The sequence below is a fragment of the Streptomyces sp. NPDC019890 genome (assembly GCF_044903445.1).
In the GTDB taxonomy this organism is placed as follows: domain Bacteria; phylum Actinomycetota; class Actinomycetes; order Streptomycetales; family Streptomycetaceae; genus Streptomyces.
This window is the reverse complement of the sequence record NZ_JBJDQK010000007.1, coordinates 314,381-334,156: the sequence shown is the minus strand read 5'-3', so window position 1 is coordinate 334,156 and position 19,776 is coordinate 314,381. Positions and strand designations below refer to the sequence as shown.

At 69.5% G+C, this 19,776-nt stretch carries 16 protein-coding genes; 2 read left to right on the top strand and 14 right to left on the bottom strand.

All coding sequences use genetic code 11. The annotated features are described in order from the left end of the window. Positions 1-156 precede the first annotated feature (156 nt). The 12 genes from ACI2LP_RS21480 to ACI2LP_RS21425 form a co-directional block, all read right to left on the bottom strand. On the bottom strand, positions 157-492 hold the full coding sequence (locus ACI2LP_RS21480; protein WP_078947476.1) for an RNA polymerase-binding protein RbpA: 336 nt from the start codon (positions 490-492) through the stop codon (positions 157-159). Between the two features lie 134 nt (positions 493-626). Then, positions 627-863, bottom strand: a complete 237-nt coding sequence (gene secG, locus ACI2LP_RS21475; protein WP_404726082.1) for a preprotein translocase subunit SecG — start codon at positions 861-863, stop codon at positions 627-629. Between the two features lie 96 nt (positions 864-959). Beyond that, a complete protein-coding gene (gene tpiA / locus ACI2LP_RS21470) occupies positions 960-1,736 on the bottom strand; it encodes a triose-phosphate isomerase (protein ID WP_404726081.1) in 777 nt (258 codons plus the stop codon). 5 nt (positions 1,737-1,741) lie between these two features. Further along, positions 1,742-2,953, bottom strand: a complete 1,212-nt coding sequence (locus tag ACI2LP_RS21465; RefSeq protein ID WP_404726080.1) for a phosphoglycerate kinase — start codon at positions 2,951-2,953, stop codon at positions 1,742-1,744. Between the two features lie 106 nt (positions 2,954-3,059). Then, positions 3,060-4,064, bottom strand: a complete 1,005-nt coding sequence (gene gap, locus ACI2LP_RS21460; protein ID WP_404726079.1) for a type I glyceraldehyde-3-phosphate dehydrogenase — start codon at positions 4,062-4,064, stop codon at positions 3,060-3,062. A gap of 202 nt (positions 4,065-4,266) precedes the next feature. After that, complete coding sequence (locus tag ACI2LP_RS21455; RefSeq protein ID WP_404726078.1) at positions 4,267-7,209, bottom strand: M14 family zinc carboxypeptidase; 2,943 nt, start codon at positions 7,207-7,209, stop codon at positions 4,267-4,269. A 160-nt stretch (positions 7,210-7,369) separates the two neighbouring features. Then, positions 7,370-8,359: a DNA-binding protein WhiA gene (whiA, locus tag ACI2LP_RS21450; RefSeq protein WP_360873779.1), complete on the bottom strand. Its 990-nt coding sequence runs from the start codon at positions 8,357-8,359 to the stop codon at positions 7,370-7,372. Next, entirely contained in the window at positions 8,350-9,387 is a 1,038-nt protein-coding gene (gene yvcK, locus ACI2LP_RS21445; protein ID WP_404726077.1) for a uridine diphosphate-N-acetylglucosamine-binding protein YvcK, read from the bottom strand. The genes whiA and yvcK overlap by 10 nt, the downstream gene beginning before the upstream one ends. Next, on the bottom strand, positions 9,384-10,322 hold the full coding sequence (rapZ, locus tag ACI2LP_RS21440) for an RNase adapter RapZ (RefSeq protein ID WP_404726076.1): 939 nt from the start codon (positions 10,320-10,322) through the stop codon (positions 9,384-9,386). The genes yvcK and rapZ overlap by 4 nt, the downstream gene beginning before the upstream one ends. After that, the gene (gene uvrC, locus ACI2LP_RS21435; protein ID WP_404726075.1) at positions 10,319-12,316 is read right to left on the bottom strand and encodes an excinuclease ABC subunit UvrC; all 1,998 of its coding nucleotides are present in this window, start codon (positions 12,314-12,316) and stop codon (positions 10,319-10,321) included. Before uvrC ends, rapZ begins: the two co-directional genes overlap by 4 nt. Positions 12,317-12,419: 103 nt before the next feature. Continuing rightward, positions 12,420-13,202 carry a hypothetical protein gene (locus tag ACI2LP_RS21430; RefSeq protein ID WP_404726074.1) on the bottom strand — a complete coding sequence of 261 codons (783 nt, stop codon included), beginning with the start codon at positions 13,200-13,202 and terminating at the stop codon, positions 12,420-12,422. Positions 13,203-13,209: 7 nt separating this feature from the next. Next, positions 13,210-13,884, bottom strand: coding sequence for a papain-like cysteine protease family protein (locus ACI2LP_RS21425; protein ID WP_404726073.1), 675 nt, complete (start codon positions 13,882-13,884; stop codon positions 13,210-13,212). A 248-nt stretch (positions 13,885-14,132) separates the two neighbouring features. Between ACI2LP_RS21425 and ACI2LP_RS21420 the strand changes: the two genes are divergently transcribed. Next, the gene (locus tag ACI2LP_RS21420) at positions 14,133-15,065 is read left to right on the top strand and encodes a hypothetical protein (protein WP_404726072.1); all 933 of its coding nucleotides are present in this window, start codon (positions 14,133-14,135) and stop codon (positions 15,063-15,065) included. Positions 15,066-15,074: 9 nt separating this feature from the next. Here ACI2LP_RS21420 and ACI2LP_RS21415 read toward each other — a convergent pair whose 3' ends face one another. Beyond that, the gene (locus ACI2LP_RS21415; protein WP_404726071.1) at positions 15,075-15,503 is read right to left on the bottom strand and encodes a Rieske (2Fe-2S) protein; all 429 of its coding nucleotides are present in this window, start codon (positions 15,501-15,503) and stop codon (positions 15,075-15,077) included. A 130-nt stretch (positions 15,504-15,633) separates the two neighbouring features. Here ACI2LP_RS21415 and ACI2LP_RS21410 point away from each other — a divergent pair, with 130 nt between their 5' ends. Beyond that, positions 15,634-16,527: a carbohydrate kinase gene (locus ACI2LP_RS21410; protein ID WP_404726220.1), complete on the top strand. Its 894-nt coding sequence runs from the start codon at positions 15,634-15,636 to the stop codon at positions 16,525-16,527. A gap of 199 nt (positions 16,528-16,726) precedes the next feature. Here ACI2LP_RS21410 and uvrA read toward each other — a convergent pair whose 3' ends face one another. Further along, a complete protein-coding gene (uvrA, locus tag ACI2LP_RS21405) occupies positions 16,727-19,738 on the bottom strand; it encodes an excinuclease ABC subunit UvrA (RefSeq protein ID WP_404726070.1) in 3,012 nt (1,003 codons plus the stop codon). Positions 19,739-19,776: the final 38 nt, after the last annotated feature.

Genomic DNA, 19,776 nt, shown 5'->3' with positions numbered 1-19,776 from the left:
GACGCGACTGCCGGCATGAAGAATCCGCGCTGCGCTTCGGGACGACGGCGACCGTAAAGGGGCCACGGAAAGCCGAGTAAGCCGGTCGAGGAGGCATTGACCGTCAAAGAAAAAATCCGGCCGTGCACCCTCGGGTGTCCGGCCGGACCACAACTTCTAGATCTCGCCCCGCAGTTTGGCAAGCGCCTCGGCGAGAATCGCTTCGCCGTCCGCGTCGCTGCGCCGCTCGCGCACGTAGGCGAGATGCGTCTTGTACGGCTCCGTGCGCGGCGGGTCCGGTGGATTGTCCCGATCCTGACCGGCCGGGAAGCCGCAGCGCGGGCAGTCCCAGTTGTCCGGGACCTGTGCGTCACTGGCGAAGCTCGGCTGCGTCTCGTGCCCGTTCGAGCACCAGAAGGAGATGCGCAGGCGCGGCGCGGACTCGCCCCGCTCGGCCTCACCCATCGGCCCCGCTCCGACCCGGCTTCCCCGGATCGCGTTGCCACTTGCCACGGTCGTAACTCCCTGCGTGATGGTGCTGCACAGCGTCTCACAGCGGCTGCGCCGCGGTGCCCCAGTCTACGTAAGGCCCAACGCTCGTCCAGTGATTGGAGTTACACCCCAGCCCGGGACGGGGAAGGCTTGGGTCAGCTGTCCAGCTTCAGCAGCAGACCAAGTACGACAATGCACGCAAACCACAGCAGACCGACCACCACGGTGATCCGGTCGAGGTTGCGCTCGGCGACCGACGAGCCGCCCACAGAGGACTGCATTCCGCCACCGAACATGTCGGAGAGGCCGCCGCCCTTCCCCTTGTGCATCAGCACCAGCAGCATCATCAGCAGGCTGAAGACGATCAGGGCAATCGAGAACCCGACAATCACGGCTGGACCAACTTCCTAGGACTGATATGGACGACGGGGGCCGGGCTCTGAGCCTCGGCCCCCGCAAGGGTACGACGGATCTGCCCTACCGCATACTCACTGGTCGCGGAACCGGACGATCTTGACGAACTCGTCGGCGTCCAGCGACGCACCGCCCACCAGCGCCCCGTCCACATCGGGCTGTGCCATGATCGAGGCGACGTTGTTGGCCTTCACCGAGCCGCCGTACTGGATGCGGACCTTGTCGGCCAGCTCCTGCGAGTACAGCTCGGCAAGACGCCCGCGGATCGCACCGCAGACCTCCTGGGCATCCCCGGGGGTCGCGACCTCGCCGGTGCCGATGGCCCAGACCGGCTCGTAGGCGATCACGATGGACTCGGCCTGCTCGGCCGGGATGTCCTTGAGGCCGCCGTCGAGCTGCGCGAGCGTGTACTCGACCTGCTGTCCGGCCTTGCGGATGTCCAGGCCCTCGCCGATGCAGAGGATCGGGGTCAGGCCGTGCTTGTACGCGGCCTTCACCTTGGCATTGCAGATCTCGTCCGTCTCGGCGTGGTACTGCCGGCGCTCGGAGTGGCCCACGGCGACATAGGTGCACTTCAGCTTGGCCAGCATCGAGCCCGAGATCTCGCCGGTGTACGCACCGGAGTCGCGCGCCGAGAGGTCCTGGGCACCGTACTTGATCTTGAGCTTGTCGCCGTCGACCAGGGTCTGCACGGACCGCAGGTCGGTGAAGGGCGGCAGGACGGCGACCTCCACGGCCTCGTAGTCCTTGTCCGCCAGGGCGAAGGCGAGCTTCTGGACATGGGCGATGGCCTCGAGGTGGTTGAGGTTCATCTTCCAGTTGCCCGCCATCAGCGGGATACGGTCACTCACGGTGTTCAGTCCTCCAGTGCGGCGAGGCCGGGGAGCGTCTTGCCCTCGAGGTACTCGAGGCTGGCGCCACCGCCGGTGGAAATGTGGCCGAATGCGTTCTCGTCGAAGCCGAGCGTGCGGACGGCGGCGGCCGAGTCGCCGCCGCCGACGACGGTGAAGCCGTTGCCGTCGAGCAGCGCCTGGGCGACCGCCTTGGTGCCCCCGGCGTAGTCGGGGTGCTCGAAGACGCCGACCGGGCCGTTCCAGAAGACGGTCTCGGCGTCGGCGATCTTGGCGGCGAACAGTTCGCGCGACTTCGGGCCGATGTCCAGGCCCTCCTTGTCGGCGGGGATCTTGTCCGCGTCGACCGTGATGAAGTCGGCCGGGGCCTTGGTCTTCAGGTCGGGGAACTCGCCCGCGGCCAGCACGTCGACCGGCAGGATCAGCTCGACGCCGTTCTTCTCGGCGCGCTCCATGTACTCGGTGACGGTCGGGACCTGGTCCTCCTGAAGGAGGGAGATACCGACCTCGTACCCCTTGGCCTTGAGGAAGGTGTAGGCCATGCCGCCGCCGATGAGGATGCGGTCGGCCTTGCCCAGCAGCTCGTCGATGACACCGAGCTTGTCGGAGACCTTGGCGCCGCCGAGTACGACGACGTACGGACGCTTGACCTCCTCGGTGAGCTGCTTCAGGACCGCGACCTCGGTGGCGATGAGGTAGCCGGCGGCGTGCGGCAGGCGGGCCGGGAGGTCGAACACCGAGGCGTGCTTGCGGTGCACGGCCCCGAAGCCGTCGCCGACGTACAGATCGGCGAGCTGGGCGAGCTGGTCGGCGAAGGCGCCGCGCTCGGCGTCGTCCTTGCTGGTCTCGCCGGCGTTGAAGCGGAGGTTCTCGATGACGGCCACCTGGCCGTCGGCGAGGCCCGCGACGACGGCCTTGGCGGACTCACCCACGGTGTCGGTCGCGAAGGCGACCTCGGCGCCGAGCAGTTCGCCGAGCCGCCCGGCCACCGGGGCGAGCGAGAACGCCGGCTCCGGGGCGCCCTTGGGGCGGCCCAGGTGGGACGCGACGACGACGCGCGCGCCCGCCTCGGCGAGCTTGGCGATCGTCGGCTGGACGGCGCGAATACGGCCGTCGTCGGTGATGGCCGTGCCGTCGAGCGGCACATTGAGGTCGGCGCGGACGAATACCCGCTTGCCGGCGACCCCTTCGGCAAGAAGTTGATCGATCGTCTTCATGGAATAACGGCTCCTCAGAGGGGCTGGGACGTGCCACAGGGCTCGAACCGCGCTGCGTTGCGCTGCCCGAGCCCTGCCGCTTACATCGTGGTGCTCTCGTTGCAGATCAGAGCTGGCCGCCGACGAAGACCGTGAGGTCGACGAGGCGGTTGGAGTAGCCCCACTCGTTGTCGTACCAGCCGATGACCTTGACGTTCTTGCCCTGGACCATGGTCAGGGAGGAGTCGAAGGTGCAGGAGGCGGGCCAGTTGACGATGTCCGAGGAGACGATCTGGTCCTCGGTGTAGTCCAGGATGCCCTTGAGCTGACCCTCGGCGGCCTTCTGGAACGCGGTGTTGACCTCGTCCTTGGTGACCTCGCGCTCGAGCTCGATGACCAGGTCGGTCACGGATCCGGTGGGAACCGGGACGCGCATCGCGATGCCGTCGAGCTTGCCCGCCAGCTCCGGGATGACCAGCGCGGTGGCCTTCGCGGCACCGGTGGTGGTCGGGATGATGTTCTCGGCGGCGGCGCGGGCGCGACGCAGATCCGAGTGCGGGAAGTCCAGGATGCGCTGGTCGTTCGTGTACGCGTGGACCGTGGTCATCAGGCCCTTGACGATGCCGAAGTTCTCCAGGAGAACCTTGGCCATCGGCGCCACACAGTTCGTGGTGCAGGAGGCATTGGAGATGACGTGGTGGTTGGCCGCGTCGTACTTGTCCTGGTTGACGCCCATCACGATGGTGATGTCCTCGTCCTTGGCCGGAGCCGAGATGAGGACCTTCTTGGCGCCGCCCGCGATGTGCTTCTCGGCGTCGGCCTTCTTGGTGAAGATGCCGGTCGACTCGATGACGATGTCGACGCCCAGCTCGCCCCACGGAATGTCGGCGGGGTTGCGCTCGGAGAGCACCTTGATGGTGTGGCCGTCGACAGTGATCGTGTCGGCGGTGTGGGTCACCTCGGCCTTCAGGCGGCCGAGGATGGTGTCGTACTTCAGCAGGTGGGCCGTGGTCGCAGTGTCACCCAGGTCGTTGACAGCCACGATCTCGATGTCTGCACCCTGCTCCAGCAGCGCGCGGAAGTAGTTACGACCGATGCGGCCAAAGCCGTTGATGCCTACGCGGATCGTCACGAACCGATCTCCTCGTTGGTACGCCGGGTTTCGACGCCGGCGAGCTGTATGGGATGTCCCCGACCGCCTACGACCCTACCCCCCTGGAGGCGCTTCGGTGACATCGAGAGGGCGTGTGCGTGGCACGGCGGCCCGTACCCCCCAGTAGGGTGCGCGGGCCGCCGGAACCGTCGGCCGGGAGCAAGATCCCGACTACTCAGCGTCAGCGTCGCAGGGCGCCGAGCGCCTTTCCGATCAACTGCTTGCGGTCCCCCGCGCCGGGCACATGCTCCAGGCCGAAGCCGATGAGCACGGTGTTCCGCGTGGTGATCGCGCCCGCGGACGGGAACAGGTCCTGGCTGCGGGCCCAGTTTCCGCGCAGCGCCGGGCTGCCGTCCGGCGGACCGGACGCCGTCCAGGGCCCCAGCGAGGTCTCGAAGCCCTCGGCGCCCAGCTCGGCACCGCCGACGACCAGCTTGGTGTCGTCCACGAAGATGCCGCGGCCACCGTCACCGGGGTCGGTGATGTACGAGACGGAGACCTCGATCTGCTTGCCCGCATACGCGCTCAGATCGAACGAGGCGGCCTTCCAGCCGTCGGATGCGCCGGTGAACGAGTTCCAGCTGCCGCTGGTGCCGCTCGGGGTGCAGGCGCTGGAGCCGACGGTGAGGTAGTGCCGCAGGAACGGGTGCTGGTTGACGTAGAAGCCCTCGTCGCACTGGGTCGGCACCGTGGTGCGCGTGCCGCCGTTGGCGTCCGGCAGCGTGGTCCAGTCGTCCTGGCCCACGGTGTGGACCTCGAAGACCGCGTTGTCGTAGCCGGGCTCGGTGTTGAAACTGATCCGCAGGTTCAGGGCGGGCTTGTCGGCTGCCCCCACGGCGGTCAGGTCGAGCGGACGGGACAGCCGCATCCAGGAGCCGTTGCTGTGCGAGGCTGCCGCGTACCACTGGCCCTCGTACGGCGAGAAGGGCATCCGGACACCCGGGTAGTCGCCCGCCGCCTTGCTGCGGAACTGCGGGAACTGCGCGGGCGGCAGCGTGTCCGAGGTGATCGTGTACGCACCCGCCGCGTCCAGCGGATTGTCCGGCGCACCGGCCAGCCCTGCGGATGCGCCGACAAGCCCTCCCGTACCGAGGAAGTTGTTCACTCCGGCCAGCGAGGCGCGGCCGGACGCGCCGAGGTAGTACTGGGCGAAGTCGTCGCTCAGCGCACCGCCGAGGTTGGCGTTGCCACCGGCCCGTTCACCGGTGGTGATGAGCTTGCCGCCCTCGTTGACGAACTCCCGTACGGCCTGGGTGGTGGCCCAGGAAGGTGCGGCCGCGCCGGTGTACCAGAGGGCCGTCCTGAAGTGGCTGAGCACGCCGAGGCGGTGCGGGGCGCCCTGGGTGACGACGTCCCAGACCGCGGACCTGCGGCCGTTGTCGGCGAGTGCCTTGGTGTAGGCGGCGGTGTTCTTCGCCGGGGTGGTGCCGCCCTCTTCGGCGATCACCAGCGTGTCCCCGCGCGGCCGTTCGGCGACCGTGTAGGTGAAGTGCTCGCTGGAGGTGGGGTTGCCCTCCCTGGTCTCACCGGTGAACCAGACCTCGACCTTGTCGCCGACGTCGCCGTCCTGGACCTTGGCGCGGTACTCGTCGAAGCGGATGTTGTCGTCGCCGCCGTAGGTCTCACCGCCCTTGAAGGGCCTCAGCGTCTGGTCGTGGACGGTGCCGCCGTTGACGCGGTACTTGAGCTCCTTGTCGCGTACGGACTTGCGGGCGGTGACGGCGACTTCCTGGTCGCCCCCGCGTGCGTAGGAGACGGCGAAGGGGTCGGGGGTGAAGTCCGCGGCCTTCAGACCGAGCGCGGAGGACGGCTGGTCGGGATGGGCGGAGGTTTCGGCGACGGAGAGCGCGAACGGGATGTTCTTGGCGAACTCCTGCTGGATCAGCTTCTCGTCGTCGGGGAAGGTGAAGATGGAGGCACAGTCGGCCGCGTTCCAGGCGTCGCCCGGGTCGACCCGGGAGGCGGTTGCGCAGGTCGACATCTCCGGTGTGTACATCATCATGCCGTTGACGTTGGCCGCGTGTCCGTCGGCCTCGCCGTTGGTGGTGTAGAGCTCGGAGGAGACCTGGGGGCGGTAGCCGGGGACCGCCGAGTTGCCGGGCGTACCCGCAAGCGACTTGTAGAGGACGTCGTCGGGGGTCGGGGTCGCGACCTGCCAGCCGACTCCGTAGAGGAGCAGTTCGGCGGCGGAGTGGTAGTTGATGCCGTACTCGAAGCCGATGCGCTTCTCGAAGGCGTCGAGTGCCCGGGTCTCGGGCTCGGAGGCCGGAGCGGTCCCTCGATAGGTCTCGTCGAACGGGTCCGGGGACGAGCCCTCGTTGTCGTAACCCCACTTGTAGGTGAAGTTGCGGTTGAGGTCGACGCCGTCGCCGGGGGCGATCTTCCCGTCACCGTTGTTGTCGTGGAGGTTCTTGCGCCACTGGCGCTCGGCGGTGCCGGTGAAGGTGTAGTCGTACCCGTCGGGGTTCGCGGAGAGCACGAACCACAGCTCGCCGGAGTCCACGATCTTGGTGATCCGCGGGTCCTTGCCGTAGTTCTCGAGGTAGTAGTGCATCAGACGCCGGGTCATCTCCGGGGTGATCCACTCGCGGGCGTGCTGGTTGGACATGTACAGCGTTGCGGGCTTGGAGCCGTCCCGGTGCTTCTTGGCACCCTTGCTGACCTTGAGGGCAAGGATGTCCTGCCCCTTGAGGGTCTTGCCGATGCTGACGACCTTGGTGAGGGCGGGGTTGGCCTGTGCGGTGGCGAGGATCTCGCGCTGCAGGCCCTGCTCGCCGCTGTACGGGCGGAAGACGCCGTCGCCCGCGGCTGCCACGCGCTTCTGAGCCTTGGCCGAAATTGTGTGCTCGGTGATGCCGATGCCCTGCTCGCGCAGTTCTCCGGCCTGTTTCTTGGTGAGGTAGAGCTCGACGGTGGCGGTGCCCTTGTCGGGCACCTGTTCGCTCAGTTCGTGGCCGTCGGCGCCCGCCGCGAGGATCAACGGGACCTGGGCCTTGGTGACTTGGGCGTGCCATACGGAGAGTCCGTCGTCGCCGACGGGTTGCGCCTGGGCGAGCGGCACGGCTGCCAGTCCTGCTGTCAGCAGTGAAATAGCGGCGAGGATCGATCTCGCTCTGCGTCTCATAAGCCCCCCTTGCTGGTGTCTGCCAGGAAAGTGAACAGACGCCAGACTCATCACGCCCCATGGTCATGTCAAGACAGCCACGCCGGGCATACGAGTGCAACAAGCTGCTGCCGGTGTCCGTGGGACACCGGCAGCGGTGGAAAGGGGGGGTGACGGTGTGTCAGCCGACGAGGCCGTCGGCCATCTCCTCGGTGAGATTGGATTCCGTACCGGGGATGCCGAGGTCCTGGGCCCGCTTGTCGGCCATCGCGAGCAGCCGGCGGATACGGCCCGCGACCGCGTCCTTCGTCAGCGGCGGGTCGGCGAGCGCACCCAACTCTTCCAGGGACGCCTGCTTGTGCTCCATCCGCAGCCGGCCGGCCGCGGCGAGGTGCTCGGGCACCTCCTCGCCCAGGATCTCCAGCGCGCGCTGCACCCGGGCGCCCGCGGCGACCGCGGCGCGCGCCGAGCGACGCAGATTGGCGTCGTCGAAGTTGGCCAGGCGGTTGGCGGTGGCGCGCACCTCGCGCCGCATCCGCCGCTCCTCCCAGGCCAGTACGGACTCGTGCGCGCCCAGCCGGGTCAGCAGCGCGCCGATCGCGTCACCGTCGCGCACGACCACGCGGTCCACGCCCCGCACCTCACGGGCCTTGGCGGCGATCGAGAGCCGACGGGCCGCGCCTACCAGGGCGAGGGCGGCCTCCGGCCCCGGGCAGGTCACCTCCAGCGAGGAGGAGCGGCCCGGCTCGGTCAGCGAGCCGTGCGCCAGGAACGCGCCGCGCCAGGCGGCCTCCGCGTCACACGTGGCGCCGGAGACGACCTGCGGCGGCAGTCCCCGGATCGGGCGGCCCCGGCCGTCGACCAGACCGGTCTGGCGGGCCAGCTGGTCACCGCCCGCCACCACCCGTACGACGTAGCGCGAACCCCGGCGCAGTCCCCCGGGAGCCATCACCATGAGCTCGGAGCCGTGCCCGAAGATCTCCAGGATGTCCCGCTTCAGCCGGCGCGCCGCGATTCCGGTGTCCAGCTCCGCCTCGATCACGATGCGGCCGCTCACCAGGTGAAGGCCGCCCGCGAACCGCAGGATCGCCGAGACCTCTGCCTTTCTGCAGCAGGTCCGGGTGACGGGAAGCCGGGAGATTTCGTCCTTCACCGCTGCCGTCATCGCCATGGGCCGATCCTTCCATGCATCCGAAAAATACGGTCGTACGCGGCGGCCAACAGCTCCGGGTCGTGCTTCGGAACGCCGTCGGTCGCGGCTACGGGGGCCAGCTCGACCGCGGCGCCGAACCGCTTTGCGGCTTCGGCGAGGGACTCGCGGTCGGGCACGGCGGCCTCGTCGGCCAGCACCACGTCCAGGGCGAGTTTAGGCGCGTGTCGTCCCAAAACCTCCAAATGACGCTGCGGTGAGAAGCCTTCTGTTTCACCGGGCTGGGGGGCGAGGTTGAGCGAGAGGACCCGGCGGGCCTTCGTCTCGATCAGCGCGTCGAGCAGCTCGGGCACCAGCAGATGCGGGATCACCGAGGAGAACCAGGAACCCGGGCCGAGCACCACCCAGTCGGCGTCCAGGACGGCGGCGACGGCCTCCGGGACGGCGGGCGGGTCGTGCGGGACCAGGTGCACGGACTGCACCTCACCCGGGGTGAGCGCCACGGTCGCCTGGCCGCGCACCGTGTCCACCTCGTCCGGGCGCGCCGGGTCGTGGCCCCGTACCAGCGCCTGCAGTTCCAGTGGCACGGCGGACATCGGCAGCACCCTGCCGTGCGCGCCGAGCAGCTTGCCGACCAGGTCCAGGGCCTGCACATGGTCGCCGAGCTGCTCCCACAGGGCGACGATCAGCAGATTGCCGACCGCGTGCTCGTGCAGCTCGCCATGGGACTGGAAGCGGTGCTGGATCACTCGCGCCCAGGTCTGGCCCCAGTCGTCGTCACCGCACAGCGCGGCCAGAGCCTTGCGCAGATCGCCGGGCGGCAGCACGCCGAGCTCCTCCCGGAGCCGGCCGCTGGAGCCGCCGTCGTCGGCGACGGTGACCACCGCGGTCAGGTCGCCGGTGATACGGCGCAGGGCCGTGAGCGACGCGGACAGGCCCATGCCGCCGCCGAGCGCGACGACCTTGGGCTGCGCGCCGCGTTTCCGTCCTGTCGGCGCGTGCGTGGTGGACCTGCGCAGCCGCCGCAGCCGGAGGTTACGTTCGGTCACTCGCGCCCCATGTCCCGGTGGACGACGACGGTCTCGACCCCGGCGGAGGAGAGCCTGGCGGCCAGCTTTTCGGACGTGGCGACGGAGCGGTGCTTACCGCCGGTGCAGCCGACGGCGATGGTCACATAGCGCTTGCCCTCGCGACGGTAGCCCGCGGCGATCAGCTGGAGCAGCTCGGTGTAGCGGTCGAGGAACTCCTTGGCGCCGGGCTGGTTGAAGACGTAGTTCGACACCTCTTCGTTGAGACCGGTGAACGGGCGCAGCTCCGGCACCCAGTGCGGGTTCGGCAGGAAACGCATGTCGACCACGAGGTCCGCGTCCACGGGAAGTCCGTACTTGAAGCCGAACGACATCACCGTGGCGCGCAGCTCCGGCTCCTCGTCGCCCGCGAACTGGGCGTCCATCTTGGCGCGCAGCTCATGGACGTTGAGGCTGGAGGTGTCGATCACCAGGTCGGCGTCGCCGCGCAGCTCGCGCAGCAGATCGCGCTCGGCCGCGATGCCGTCGACGATCCGGCCGTCGCCCTGCAGCGGGTGCGGGCGGCGGACCGACTCGAAGCGGCGGACCAGCGCCTCGTCGGAGGACTCGAGGAAAACGATCCGCCGCGTGACCTGCTTGGTGTCCAGGTCGGCGAGGGACTGCCGGAGGTTGTCGAAGAACCGCCGGCCGCGTACGTCGACGACGACGGCGATCCGCGCGACATTGCCCTGCGAGCGGGCTCCGAGCTCCACCATGGTGGGGATCAGCGCGGGCGGCAGGTTGTCGACGACGAACCAGCCGAGGTCCTCCAGACACTTCGCGGCCGTGCTGCGCCCGGCGCCCGACATTCCGGAGATGATCACCAGCTCGGGGATGGCCGCCTCCGCGGCCCCGCCGGGCTCGATCGTGGTGCCCGTACTCACGTCTGCTGCTCCGTCTCCGTCGTGCTCAGTCATCTCGTGCTTCCCCCGTCGTTCTCTTCAATGATCTCTCCTGTTGCCGTATTCACGGCAGGGGCGGCCGGAGCCGCCTGGGCAAGGGCCACGACCACGGACTCAGCCGTCTTGCGGCCCATGCCGGGTACCTCGCAGATCTGCTCGATTGTCGCCTGTTTGAGCCGCTTCACCGAGCCGAAATGTTTGATCAGCGCCTGTTTACGGGTCTCGCCGAGGCCGGGGACCGCGTCCAGCGGGCTGGTCCTGATGCGCTTGGTCCGCTTGGAGCGCTGGTAGCGGATGGCGAAGTCGTGAGCCGTGTCACGCACCCGCTGCAGGAGATACAGCCCCTCGCTCGAGCGCGGCAGAACCACCGGGTCGTTTTCGTGCGGCAGCCAGACCTCTTCGAGGCGCTTGGCGAGCCCGCAGACCGCGACATCGTCGATGCCGAGCTCGTCGAGGGCGCGCTGGGCGGCAGCCACCTGGGGCTGTCCGCCGTCGACCACGACCAGCTGCGGCGGATACGCGAAACGCTTGGGCTTTCCGTCGTCCTCGGGGGCGTCCTCGCCGATCCACTCCCCCGTCCTGTCTTTTTCTGCGAGATACCGCCTGAAGCGGCGGGCGACCACCTCGTGCATGGACCGGACGTCGTCCTGACCCTCGCCGTGCCAGATTTGCGCGTCTCCGACCCGACCCTTGATCTGGAAGCGGCGGTACTCGCTCTTGCGCGCAAGCCCGTCCTCGAAGACCACCATGGAGGCCACGACGTCCTCGCCCTGGAGATGCGAGATGTCGAAGCACTCGATCCGCAGCGGCGCGGAATCCAGGCCAAGGGCCTCGGCGATCTCCTCCAGGGCGCGGGAGCGGGTGGTGAGATCGCTGGCGCGCTTGGTCTTGTGCAGGCCGAGTGCCTGCTGGGCATTGCGCTGGACCGTCTCCATGAGGGCCTTCTTGTCGCCGCGCTGCGGGATGCGCAGCGAGACGTTCGAGCCGCGGCGGCCGCTCAGCCACTGGCTGACCGCGTCGGTGTCCTCGGGGAGAGCGGGGACGAGGACCTCCTTGGGGACGGCGTCGCCGCTCTCCTCCCCGTACAGCTGCTGCAGCGCGTGCTCGACCAGGCCCGCGGTGTCGACGGCCTCGACCTTGTCGGTGACCCAGCCGCGCTGGCCGCGCACCCGGCCGCCGCGGACGTGGAAGATCTGTACGGCGGCTTCCAGCTCGTCCTCGGCGACGGCGATCAGATCGGCGTCGGTGGCGTCCGTGAGCACGACGGCGTTCTTCTCCAGGGCCCGCCTGAGGGCTTCTATGTCGTCGCGCAGCCTGGCCGCCTTCTCGTACTCCATCTCCTCGGCCGCCGCCGTCATCTGCTTCTCCAGACGGCGGATGTAGGTGCCGGTGCGGCCGGCCATGAAGTCGCAGAACTCCTCGGCCAGTTCGCGGTGCTCCTCGGGGGTGACCCGGCCCACGCAGGGTGCCGAACACTTGCCGATGTAGCCGAGCAGGCAGGGGCGGCCCTTCTGCTGGTGGTTCTTCAAGACCCCGGCGGAGCAGGTGCGTACGGGAAAGACGCGCAGCATCAGGTCGACGGTCTCGCGGATGGCCCAGGCGTGGCCGTAGGGACCGAAGTAGCGCACGCCCTTCTTCTTGGCGCCGCGCATGACCTGGACCCGCGGGAAGTCCTCGTTGAGGGTGACCGCGAGATACGGATAGCTCTTGTCGTCCCGGTACTTGACGTTGAACCGGGGGTCGAACTCCTTGATCCAGGAGTACTCCAGCTGGAGCGCCTCGACCTCGGTGGCGACGACGGTCCACTCGACGGAGGCCGCCGTGGTGACCATCGTGCGGGTGCGCGGGTGCAGACTCGCCAGGTCCTGGAAGTAGTTGGCGAGCCGCTGGCGCAGGCTTTTTGCCTTCCCGACGTAGATCACCCGGCGGTGCTCGTCGCGGAATCTGTAGACCCCCGGCGAGTCGGGGATCTGTCCCGGCTTGGGGCGGTAGCTGGAGGGGTCTGCCATGTCGCCCAGCCTACTGGCGGGCGGTGACAGTGCGGACGCGCGCCGGTGGTCTCGGGGCGCGGCCCCGGCCCCCGATCCGGGGCCGGGGACGCGCCCCGGACGGTCAGGCTCGGCGGCGCCGGACCGCCGTACCGATCAGGGCCAGCGCGGCGAGCGCACCCGCGCCCGCCGTCGCCGAGGCGGCCGTGATCGCCGGGTCGTCATGCGGTGTCACCGCAGCCGGGGCGTAGCCGCCCGCGCCGCCCTTCTCCGCGTACGCAGAGCCGGGGAGCTTGTCCGCGTACGCGGCCCGGACCCGGGCCCCGTAGGCGGCGAGCGTGGTGCCGCGGCTGCCCACCGCCCGTATCGCGTCCGCGTCGAGCGGTAGCACCCGCGTGCCCTTGGCGACGTACCAGGCGTCGATCTGCGGTTCGCGGAACACCGTGCCGCCGGGGAGCTTCCGGGCGCCCAGCTGCGTGTACCGGAACTCGTCGTCGCCCGTGGCGATGTTGACCACCTGCCACGTCCTGCCCTGGCGGGCCGTCCACAGCGAGGCCTGCTGACCGTCCGACGAGACCGCCCTGGTGGCCAGGAATTCGGTGCGGGCGACGGCGGCGCCCGGCTTTCCACTCACGAAGTCGGGCGCGAGTATGTGGACGGGGACGGTCTCGCCCTCGACGCGGGGTGCGGCCGCCGCCAGGGTGACGGCACCGTCGCGGGCGAAGAAACGGGACAGGGTCTGGGCGGTAGCGGGGGCCGTGGCCGCGCGCCGGGCTGCCGCACGGTCCGCCGCGGAGGGGTCCCCCAGGGTGCCGGCTGCGGTGGCGGTGCCGATCGCACCGAGGGAGAAACAGGCCGCGACAGCGGCGGTGACCGCGACCTGTGCGGTTCTCTTCATCGCGTTCATCGCGCGCTCACGCCCCGATCCGGTAGAGCGAGTGGGTCCAGGAGAAGGAGTCGTTGCCGACGTACCAGGCGTGGGAGGCCCAGTTGTAGCGGTAGCTGGAGGGCCATGGATCGCCCCAGTAGACCCAGCTGTTGGCGGTGTCGTAGCCGTAGATCACATGCATGTGCCCGCCGCCGCTCGACCACTGGATGCGGGACTCGATGGGGCGGCCCGCGTCGATCTCGGTCTGGACGGTCGGGTAACGCAGCCAACCGGTGGCGTACGAACCGGAGTTGATGCCGGCCCAGTTCAGTGCGGTCTGGACATTGCCGAGCGTGGCCTGCGAGTTGGGGCACTCGCTGCCCTGCGCCCGGTTGAAGGCGGCGTTGCAGAACTGGTTCTGGGAGTAGTTGCGGCCGTAGTACGTGGCGATGGTGTTGCCACTGGCCGCCCAGCACCAGTTGGTCTTCTGCTGCTCCTGCATGGTGATGCCGAGGCGATTCCAGGCGAAGGCGGCGGCCGAGGCATGGGTCGGTGCGGCAAGGGCGCCGGCCGCGGCTGCGGCCGCAGGGGCGCCGGCGGCAGGGGCGCCGGCCGGTGCGGCGGCGGCCGTCGGCCCGGCGAGGGTCGTCAGGGTGGTCAGGGTGAGTAGTGCGGCGAAGAGGGCGGCTGCGGCTGGAAGCCGTCTCTTGGTCTTGCGCATCGCGTTCCTCCCGATGAGGTGGGGGTGGAAGGATCGCGTCCGGACGCTGCGGATGAGCATCAGTCCTTGTCGAGCGCAGGTCAACACGCTTCAATGCGGGGTGACAGGGCCCTGTGAACACGGTGGCCGGAATGTGAACACCTCCGTCCCGCTCCACCAGGACGCCTGTCGCCGCCCACCCTCAGCGGCTCGGCCCTCGCCGTGAACGTTCACTCGCATCAGCCGTCCCATCAGTCGCTGGAGGAACAATGGGGCACACCGAGGCCGATCTGGCACAGGTGCTGCACACCGGCCCGTTCCATCTGGCGCTGCGTGCCGCCCTCGCGGTGCGCGGACTGCCGCTCCAGCGCGTCCAGCACCATCTCGCACACCGCGGCATCAAGGTCGGTGTGACCAGCCTCAGTTACTGGCAGCAGGGTGCGCGCCGTCCGCAGCGCCCCGAGTCGCTGCGGGCCGTGCGAGCCCTGGAGGACGTACTCGAACTGCCGGGGAACTCACTGATCCGGCTGCTCGACGTCGGCGAAGGCAGCGCGCGCGGCGATGTCGAGCGCCCCGCCGCACGCTCGTACCGCTCCCTGACGGAGGCCTCCGGCGCGGTGGAGCAGCTGCTCCACGAGTTGGAGTCGCCGGCCGACGGCGGGCTGCACACGGTGGGCCACCACGAGCGGGTACGGATCGGGGCGGGGCGGGAGCTGATGGGACGCGACTCGGCCCAGGTCGTCCGCGCCCACCGCGACGGCATCGACCGCTATCTGGCCATCCACCACGGCGACCCGGGCTGCGACCCCGCGCGGGTGGAGGTCAGCGCCCTGGAGAACTGCCGCACGGGGCGGGTGCGATGGCATCGCGAGACCGGGGTGCTGATCGCGGAGCTGCTCTTCGACGCCAGGCTGCGCGCGGGTGAGACCTATCTCTTCGGTTACGGCTTCGAGGACGGAACAGGCGGACCGAGCGGTGAGTATGTGCGCGGCTTCAACTTCGCCGGTGGTCAGTACGTACTGCAGGTGCGCTTCGACGAGGGTGCGCTGCCCGTGCGGTGCCGGAGGTTCGCCCAGGCCACGACGGGGGTGCCGCGCGGGGCCCGGACGGATCTGACGTTGAGCGGCAGGCACCGCACGGTCCATCTGGTGGAGCAGGGCGTACGGCCGGGGATCCTGGGGATCGACTGGGACTGGGAGTGAGGCGCGGCTCTATGCGTGCGGGCCGGCGACGAGCTTGCCGCCCTCCGCCGTGATCGGGACCTCGGGGAGCGGCACGGTCGCCGGGCCCTTGACCGCCTTGCCGGTGGTGACGTCGAAGCGGCTGCCGTGGCAGGGGCAGTTCCCCTCCATGCCCTCCAGCTTCTCCAGGACGCAGCCCGCGTGGGTGCACTGCGCGCTGAACGCCTTGTACTGGCCCTCGGCCGGACAGCTCACGACGAGACGCTGCTCGCGGTAGAGCTTCGCGCCGCCGACCGGGACGGCGTCGGCCGCGCCGAGTTCGACGGGCGCGGTCGGGGTGGGGTTCTGGGCGTGACCGAGCTTCGATTCGGTGGAGCAGGCGGCGACCCCCAGCCCGGCGGCCCCGGCGAGGGCGGCGCCTTTCAGCACGGTACGGCGGGCGGCTGGCTGGCCGGACATGGGAAACTCCACGGTTCAGTGCGTCTGGGCGGGGTGCGTGCTGCTGACAGACCCGACGATACCGGCGGAGATCGGCGGCCCGGAGAGCGGGCCCCTGTCGCTCCCGGAGGCGATGGGCTACGTTCGGGCCGTGATCGTCGTCGCCGGAGAATCCTTGATCGACCTGGTCCCGCAGGGGGACGGCGCGCCCCTGCCGGCGCTGCTGCCGCGGCTCGGCGGCGGGCCGTACAACACGGCTGTCGCGCTCGGGCGGCTGGGCGCATCGGTCGGGTTCTGCTCCCGTGTCTCGACGGACGGCTTCGGCGATGCGCTGCTGGCCGGGCTGCGTACGGCGGGGGTCGAAACCTCTCTCGTACAGCGCGGCCCCGAACCGACCACACTGGCCGTCGCGACCATAGGCGCGGACGGCTCGGCCCACTACGGCTTCTATGCGCAGGGCAGCGCCGACCGGCTCTTCGAGCTGCCGCCGCAACTGCCCGACTCCGTACGGGCACTGGCACTCGGGACCTGCTCCCTGGTGCTGGAGCCGGGCGCGAGTGCGTACGAGGCGCTGCTGCGGCGGGAGGCGGGGCGCGGGGTCTTCACCCTGCTCGACCCCAACATCAGGGCCGGTCTGATCCAGGACGCGGACGCGTATCGGGCGCGGTTCGCCGGCTGGCTGCCGTACGTGTCGCTGCTGAAGCTCTCGGAGGACGACGCCCAGTGGCTCGGCGGGGTGCCCGAGGGGCCCGCGGCGGTGGTACTGACGCGAGGCGGCGAGGGTCTTGCGGTACGGACGCGGTCCGGCCTTGAGGTCTCGGTCCCGGCCACGCCCGTGACCATCGCGGACACGATCGGAGCGGGCGACACGGTGAACGCGGCGCTGCTGCATGGCCTTGCGGCCCGGGATGCGCTGTCGACGGACGCGCTGGGCGAGCTGGGCGCGGACGAGTGGCGCGAGGTACTGGGCTTCGCGTCCCGTGCGGCGGCGGTGACATGCTCCCGAACGGGTGCGGAGCCGCCGTACGCGTGGGAGCTGTCTTAGCCCCACACCGCCCCTTCGCGAACTGAGGGCAAGCCCCCGGACCCGCCCCCCTACGCCCTGCGGGCGTGGGGGGACCCCCAGTACGCCCTGGGGGCGTGTCCTCAATCGCCGGACGGGCTTGATATGCCCGCCGGTCGGGCTGAATCTTCAGGCCGACCGGCGGAAATCAAGCCCCGCGCAGCGGGCCCGGTGGCTGGGCTCAGGCCTTGCGCGCCCGGGCGGTCCTGGACGTGCCAGTCCTGGCCGTGGCCGTCTTCTTCACCGGTGCAGCCTTCGCCGCGACCGTGTTCTTCACCGCGGTCGTCTTCTTCGCCGCCGCCTTCTTCGGCGCCTTGCGCGCCGCCGGCACCACTGCGTCGCTGATCCGGTCCACGTCCAGGATGTCCCGCAGGAACTTGCCGGTGTGACTGGCCGGCACCCCCGCGACCTGCTCCGGGCTTCCCTCGGCGATGACCAGACCGCCGCCGTTGCCACCCTCCGGGCCCATGTCGATGACCCAGTCCGCGGTCTTGATGACGTCCAGGTTGTGCTCGATGACAACGACCGTGTTGCCCTTGTCGACCAGCCCGGACAGCACCTTGATCAGCTTGCTGATGTCCTCGAAGTGCAGTCCGGTCGTCGGCTCGTCCAGGACGTAGACCGTGCGGCCGGTGGAGCGCTTCTGAAGCTCCGAGGCCAGCTTCACCCGCTGGGCCTCACCGCCCGAGAGCGTCGGCGCGGACTGGCCGAGCCGGACATAGCCCAGGCCCACCTCGTGAAGGGTCTTCAGATGGCGGGCGATCGTCGGGACGGCCCCGAAGAAGTCCAGCGCCTCCTCGATCGGCATGTCCAGCACCTCGGCGATGGACTTGCCCTTGTAGTGGACCTCCAGCGTCTCCCGGTTGTAGCGCGCCCCGTGGCACACCTCGCACGGGACGTACACGTCCGGCAGGAAGTTCATCTCGATCTTGATGGTGCCGTCGCCGGAGCAGTTCTCACAGCGGCCGCCCTTGACGTTGAAGGAGAACCGGCCGGGCAGATAGCCCCGGACCTTCGCCTCCATCGTCTCCGCGAAGAGCCTGCGGACATGATCGAAGACGCCGGTGTACGTCGCCGGGTTGGACCGCGGCGTACGACCGATGGGCGACTGGTCGACATGCACCACCTTGTCCACGAGGTCGTCGCCGTCGACCCGGGTGTGGCGGCCCGGCACCGACTTCGCGCCGTTCAGCTCGCGGGCGAGGTGGGTGTAGAGGATGTCGTTGACCAGCGTCGACTTGCCGGAGCCCGAGACGCCCGTGACCGCCGTGAGCACGCCGAGCGGGAACGACACGTCGATGTCGCGCAGGTTGTTCTCCCGGGCGCCGTGGACAGTGAGCTGCCGCCCGGGGTCCACCGGCCGACGGATGTCGGGCGTCGCGATGGACCTCTTCCGCGCGAGGTACTGCCCGGTCATCGACTCCTTGTTGGACAGCAGCTCCTTCAAGGGGCCGGAGTGCACGACCCTGCCGCCGTGCTCACCGGCGCCCGGGCCGATGTCGACGACCCAGTCGGCCACCTTGATGGTGTCCTCGTCGTGCTCGACGACGATCAGGGTGTTGCCCATGTCGCGCAGCCGGACGAGGGTCTCGATGAGCCGGTGGTTGTCGCGCTGGTGCAGTCCGATCGACGGCTCGTCCAGCACGTACAACACGCCGACCAGGCCGGAGCCGATCTGCGTCGCGAGCCGGATGCGCTGTGCCTCGCCGCCGGAGAGCGTGCCCGCCGCGCGGTTCAGCGAGAGGTAGTCGAGGCCCACGTCGACCAGGAACTTCAGCCGTTCGTTGACCTCCTTGAGCACCCGCTCGGCGATCTTCTTGTCGCGGGCGTTGAGCCTCAGCTCGCCGAGGAACTCCGCGCACTCGCTGATCGACATCGCGGCGACCTCGGCGATGGACTTCTCCATCACCGTGACCGCGAGAACGATCGGCTTCAGCCGGGTGCCCTCACAGGTCGGGCAGGGCACCTCACGCATATAGCCCTCGAAACGCTCCCTGCTGGAGTCGCTCTCGGCCTCGCTGTGCCGCCGCTTGACGAACTGCACGGCCCCTTCGAAGGCGGGCGAGATGTATGCCCGCTCCCGTCCGTACCGATTGCGGTAGCGGACCTCGACCTGGGTCTTGTGTCCGTACAGCAGGGCCTTCTTGGCACGCTGCGGCAGCCCGGCCCAGGGCATGTCGGTGGAGAAGCCGAGGGCCTGGGCGAGCCCGCCGATCAGCCGCCCGAAGTACTCCTTGGTGTGGCCGTGCGACCAGGGGTGGATCGCGCCCTCGTCGAGAGACCTCTCCTCGTCCGGGACGATCAGCTCGGGATCGACCTCCATGCGCGTGCCGATGCCGGTGCAGTCGGGGCAGGCGCCGAAGGGAGAGTTGAAGGAGAAGGAGCGGGGCTCCAGCTCCTCGAAGGACAGGTCGTCGTACGGGCAGTACAGATGCTCCGAGTACATCCGCTCGCGCTCGGGGTCGTCCTCGGGGAGATCGACGAAGTCCAGGACGATCATGCCGCCGGAGAGGCCGAGGGCGGTCTCCACGGAGTCCGTCAGGCGCCGCTTGGCCGAGTCCTTCACGGTGAGGCGGTCGACGACCACCTCGATGGTGTGCTTCTCCTGCTTCTTCAGCGTGGGCGGCTCGGCGAGCTGGATCGTCTGTCCGTCGACCCGCGCCCTGCTGTACCCCTTGGTCTGGAGATCGGCGAAGAGATCGACGAACTCCCCCTTGCGCTCGCGCACGAGGGGCGAGAGGACCTGGAAACGACTGCCCTCGGGCAGCTCCAGGACCCTGTCGACGATGGCCTGCGGCGACTGGCGCGAGATGGGCCGGCCGCACTCGGGGCAGTGCGGCTTGCCGATACGGGCGAACAGCAGCCGGAGGTAGTCGTAGACCTCGGTGATGGTGCCGACCGTCGAGCGCGGGTTGCGCGAGGTCGACTTCTGGTCGATGGAGACGGCAGGCGACAGACCCTCGATGAAATCGACGTCCGGCTTGTCCATCTGGCCGAGGAACTGCCGGGCGTACGAAGAGAGCGATTCGACGTACCGACGCTGGCCCTCGGCGAAGATCGTGTCGAACGCGAGGGACGACTTGCCCGACCCCGAGAGCCCGGTGAAGACGATGAGGGAGTCACGCGGGAGGTCGAGCGAGACGTTCTTGAGATTGTGTTCGCGAGCGCCACGGACGATGAGACGGTCGGCCACGCCGGTCCGCACCTTTCTTGAGAGAAGCGGGGGCACAG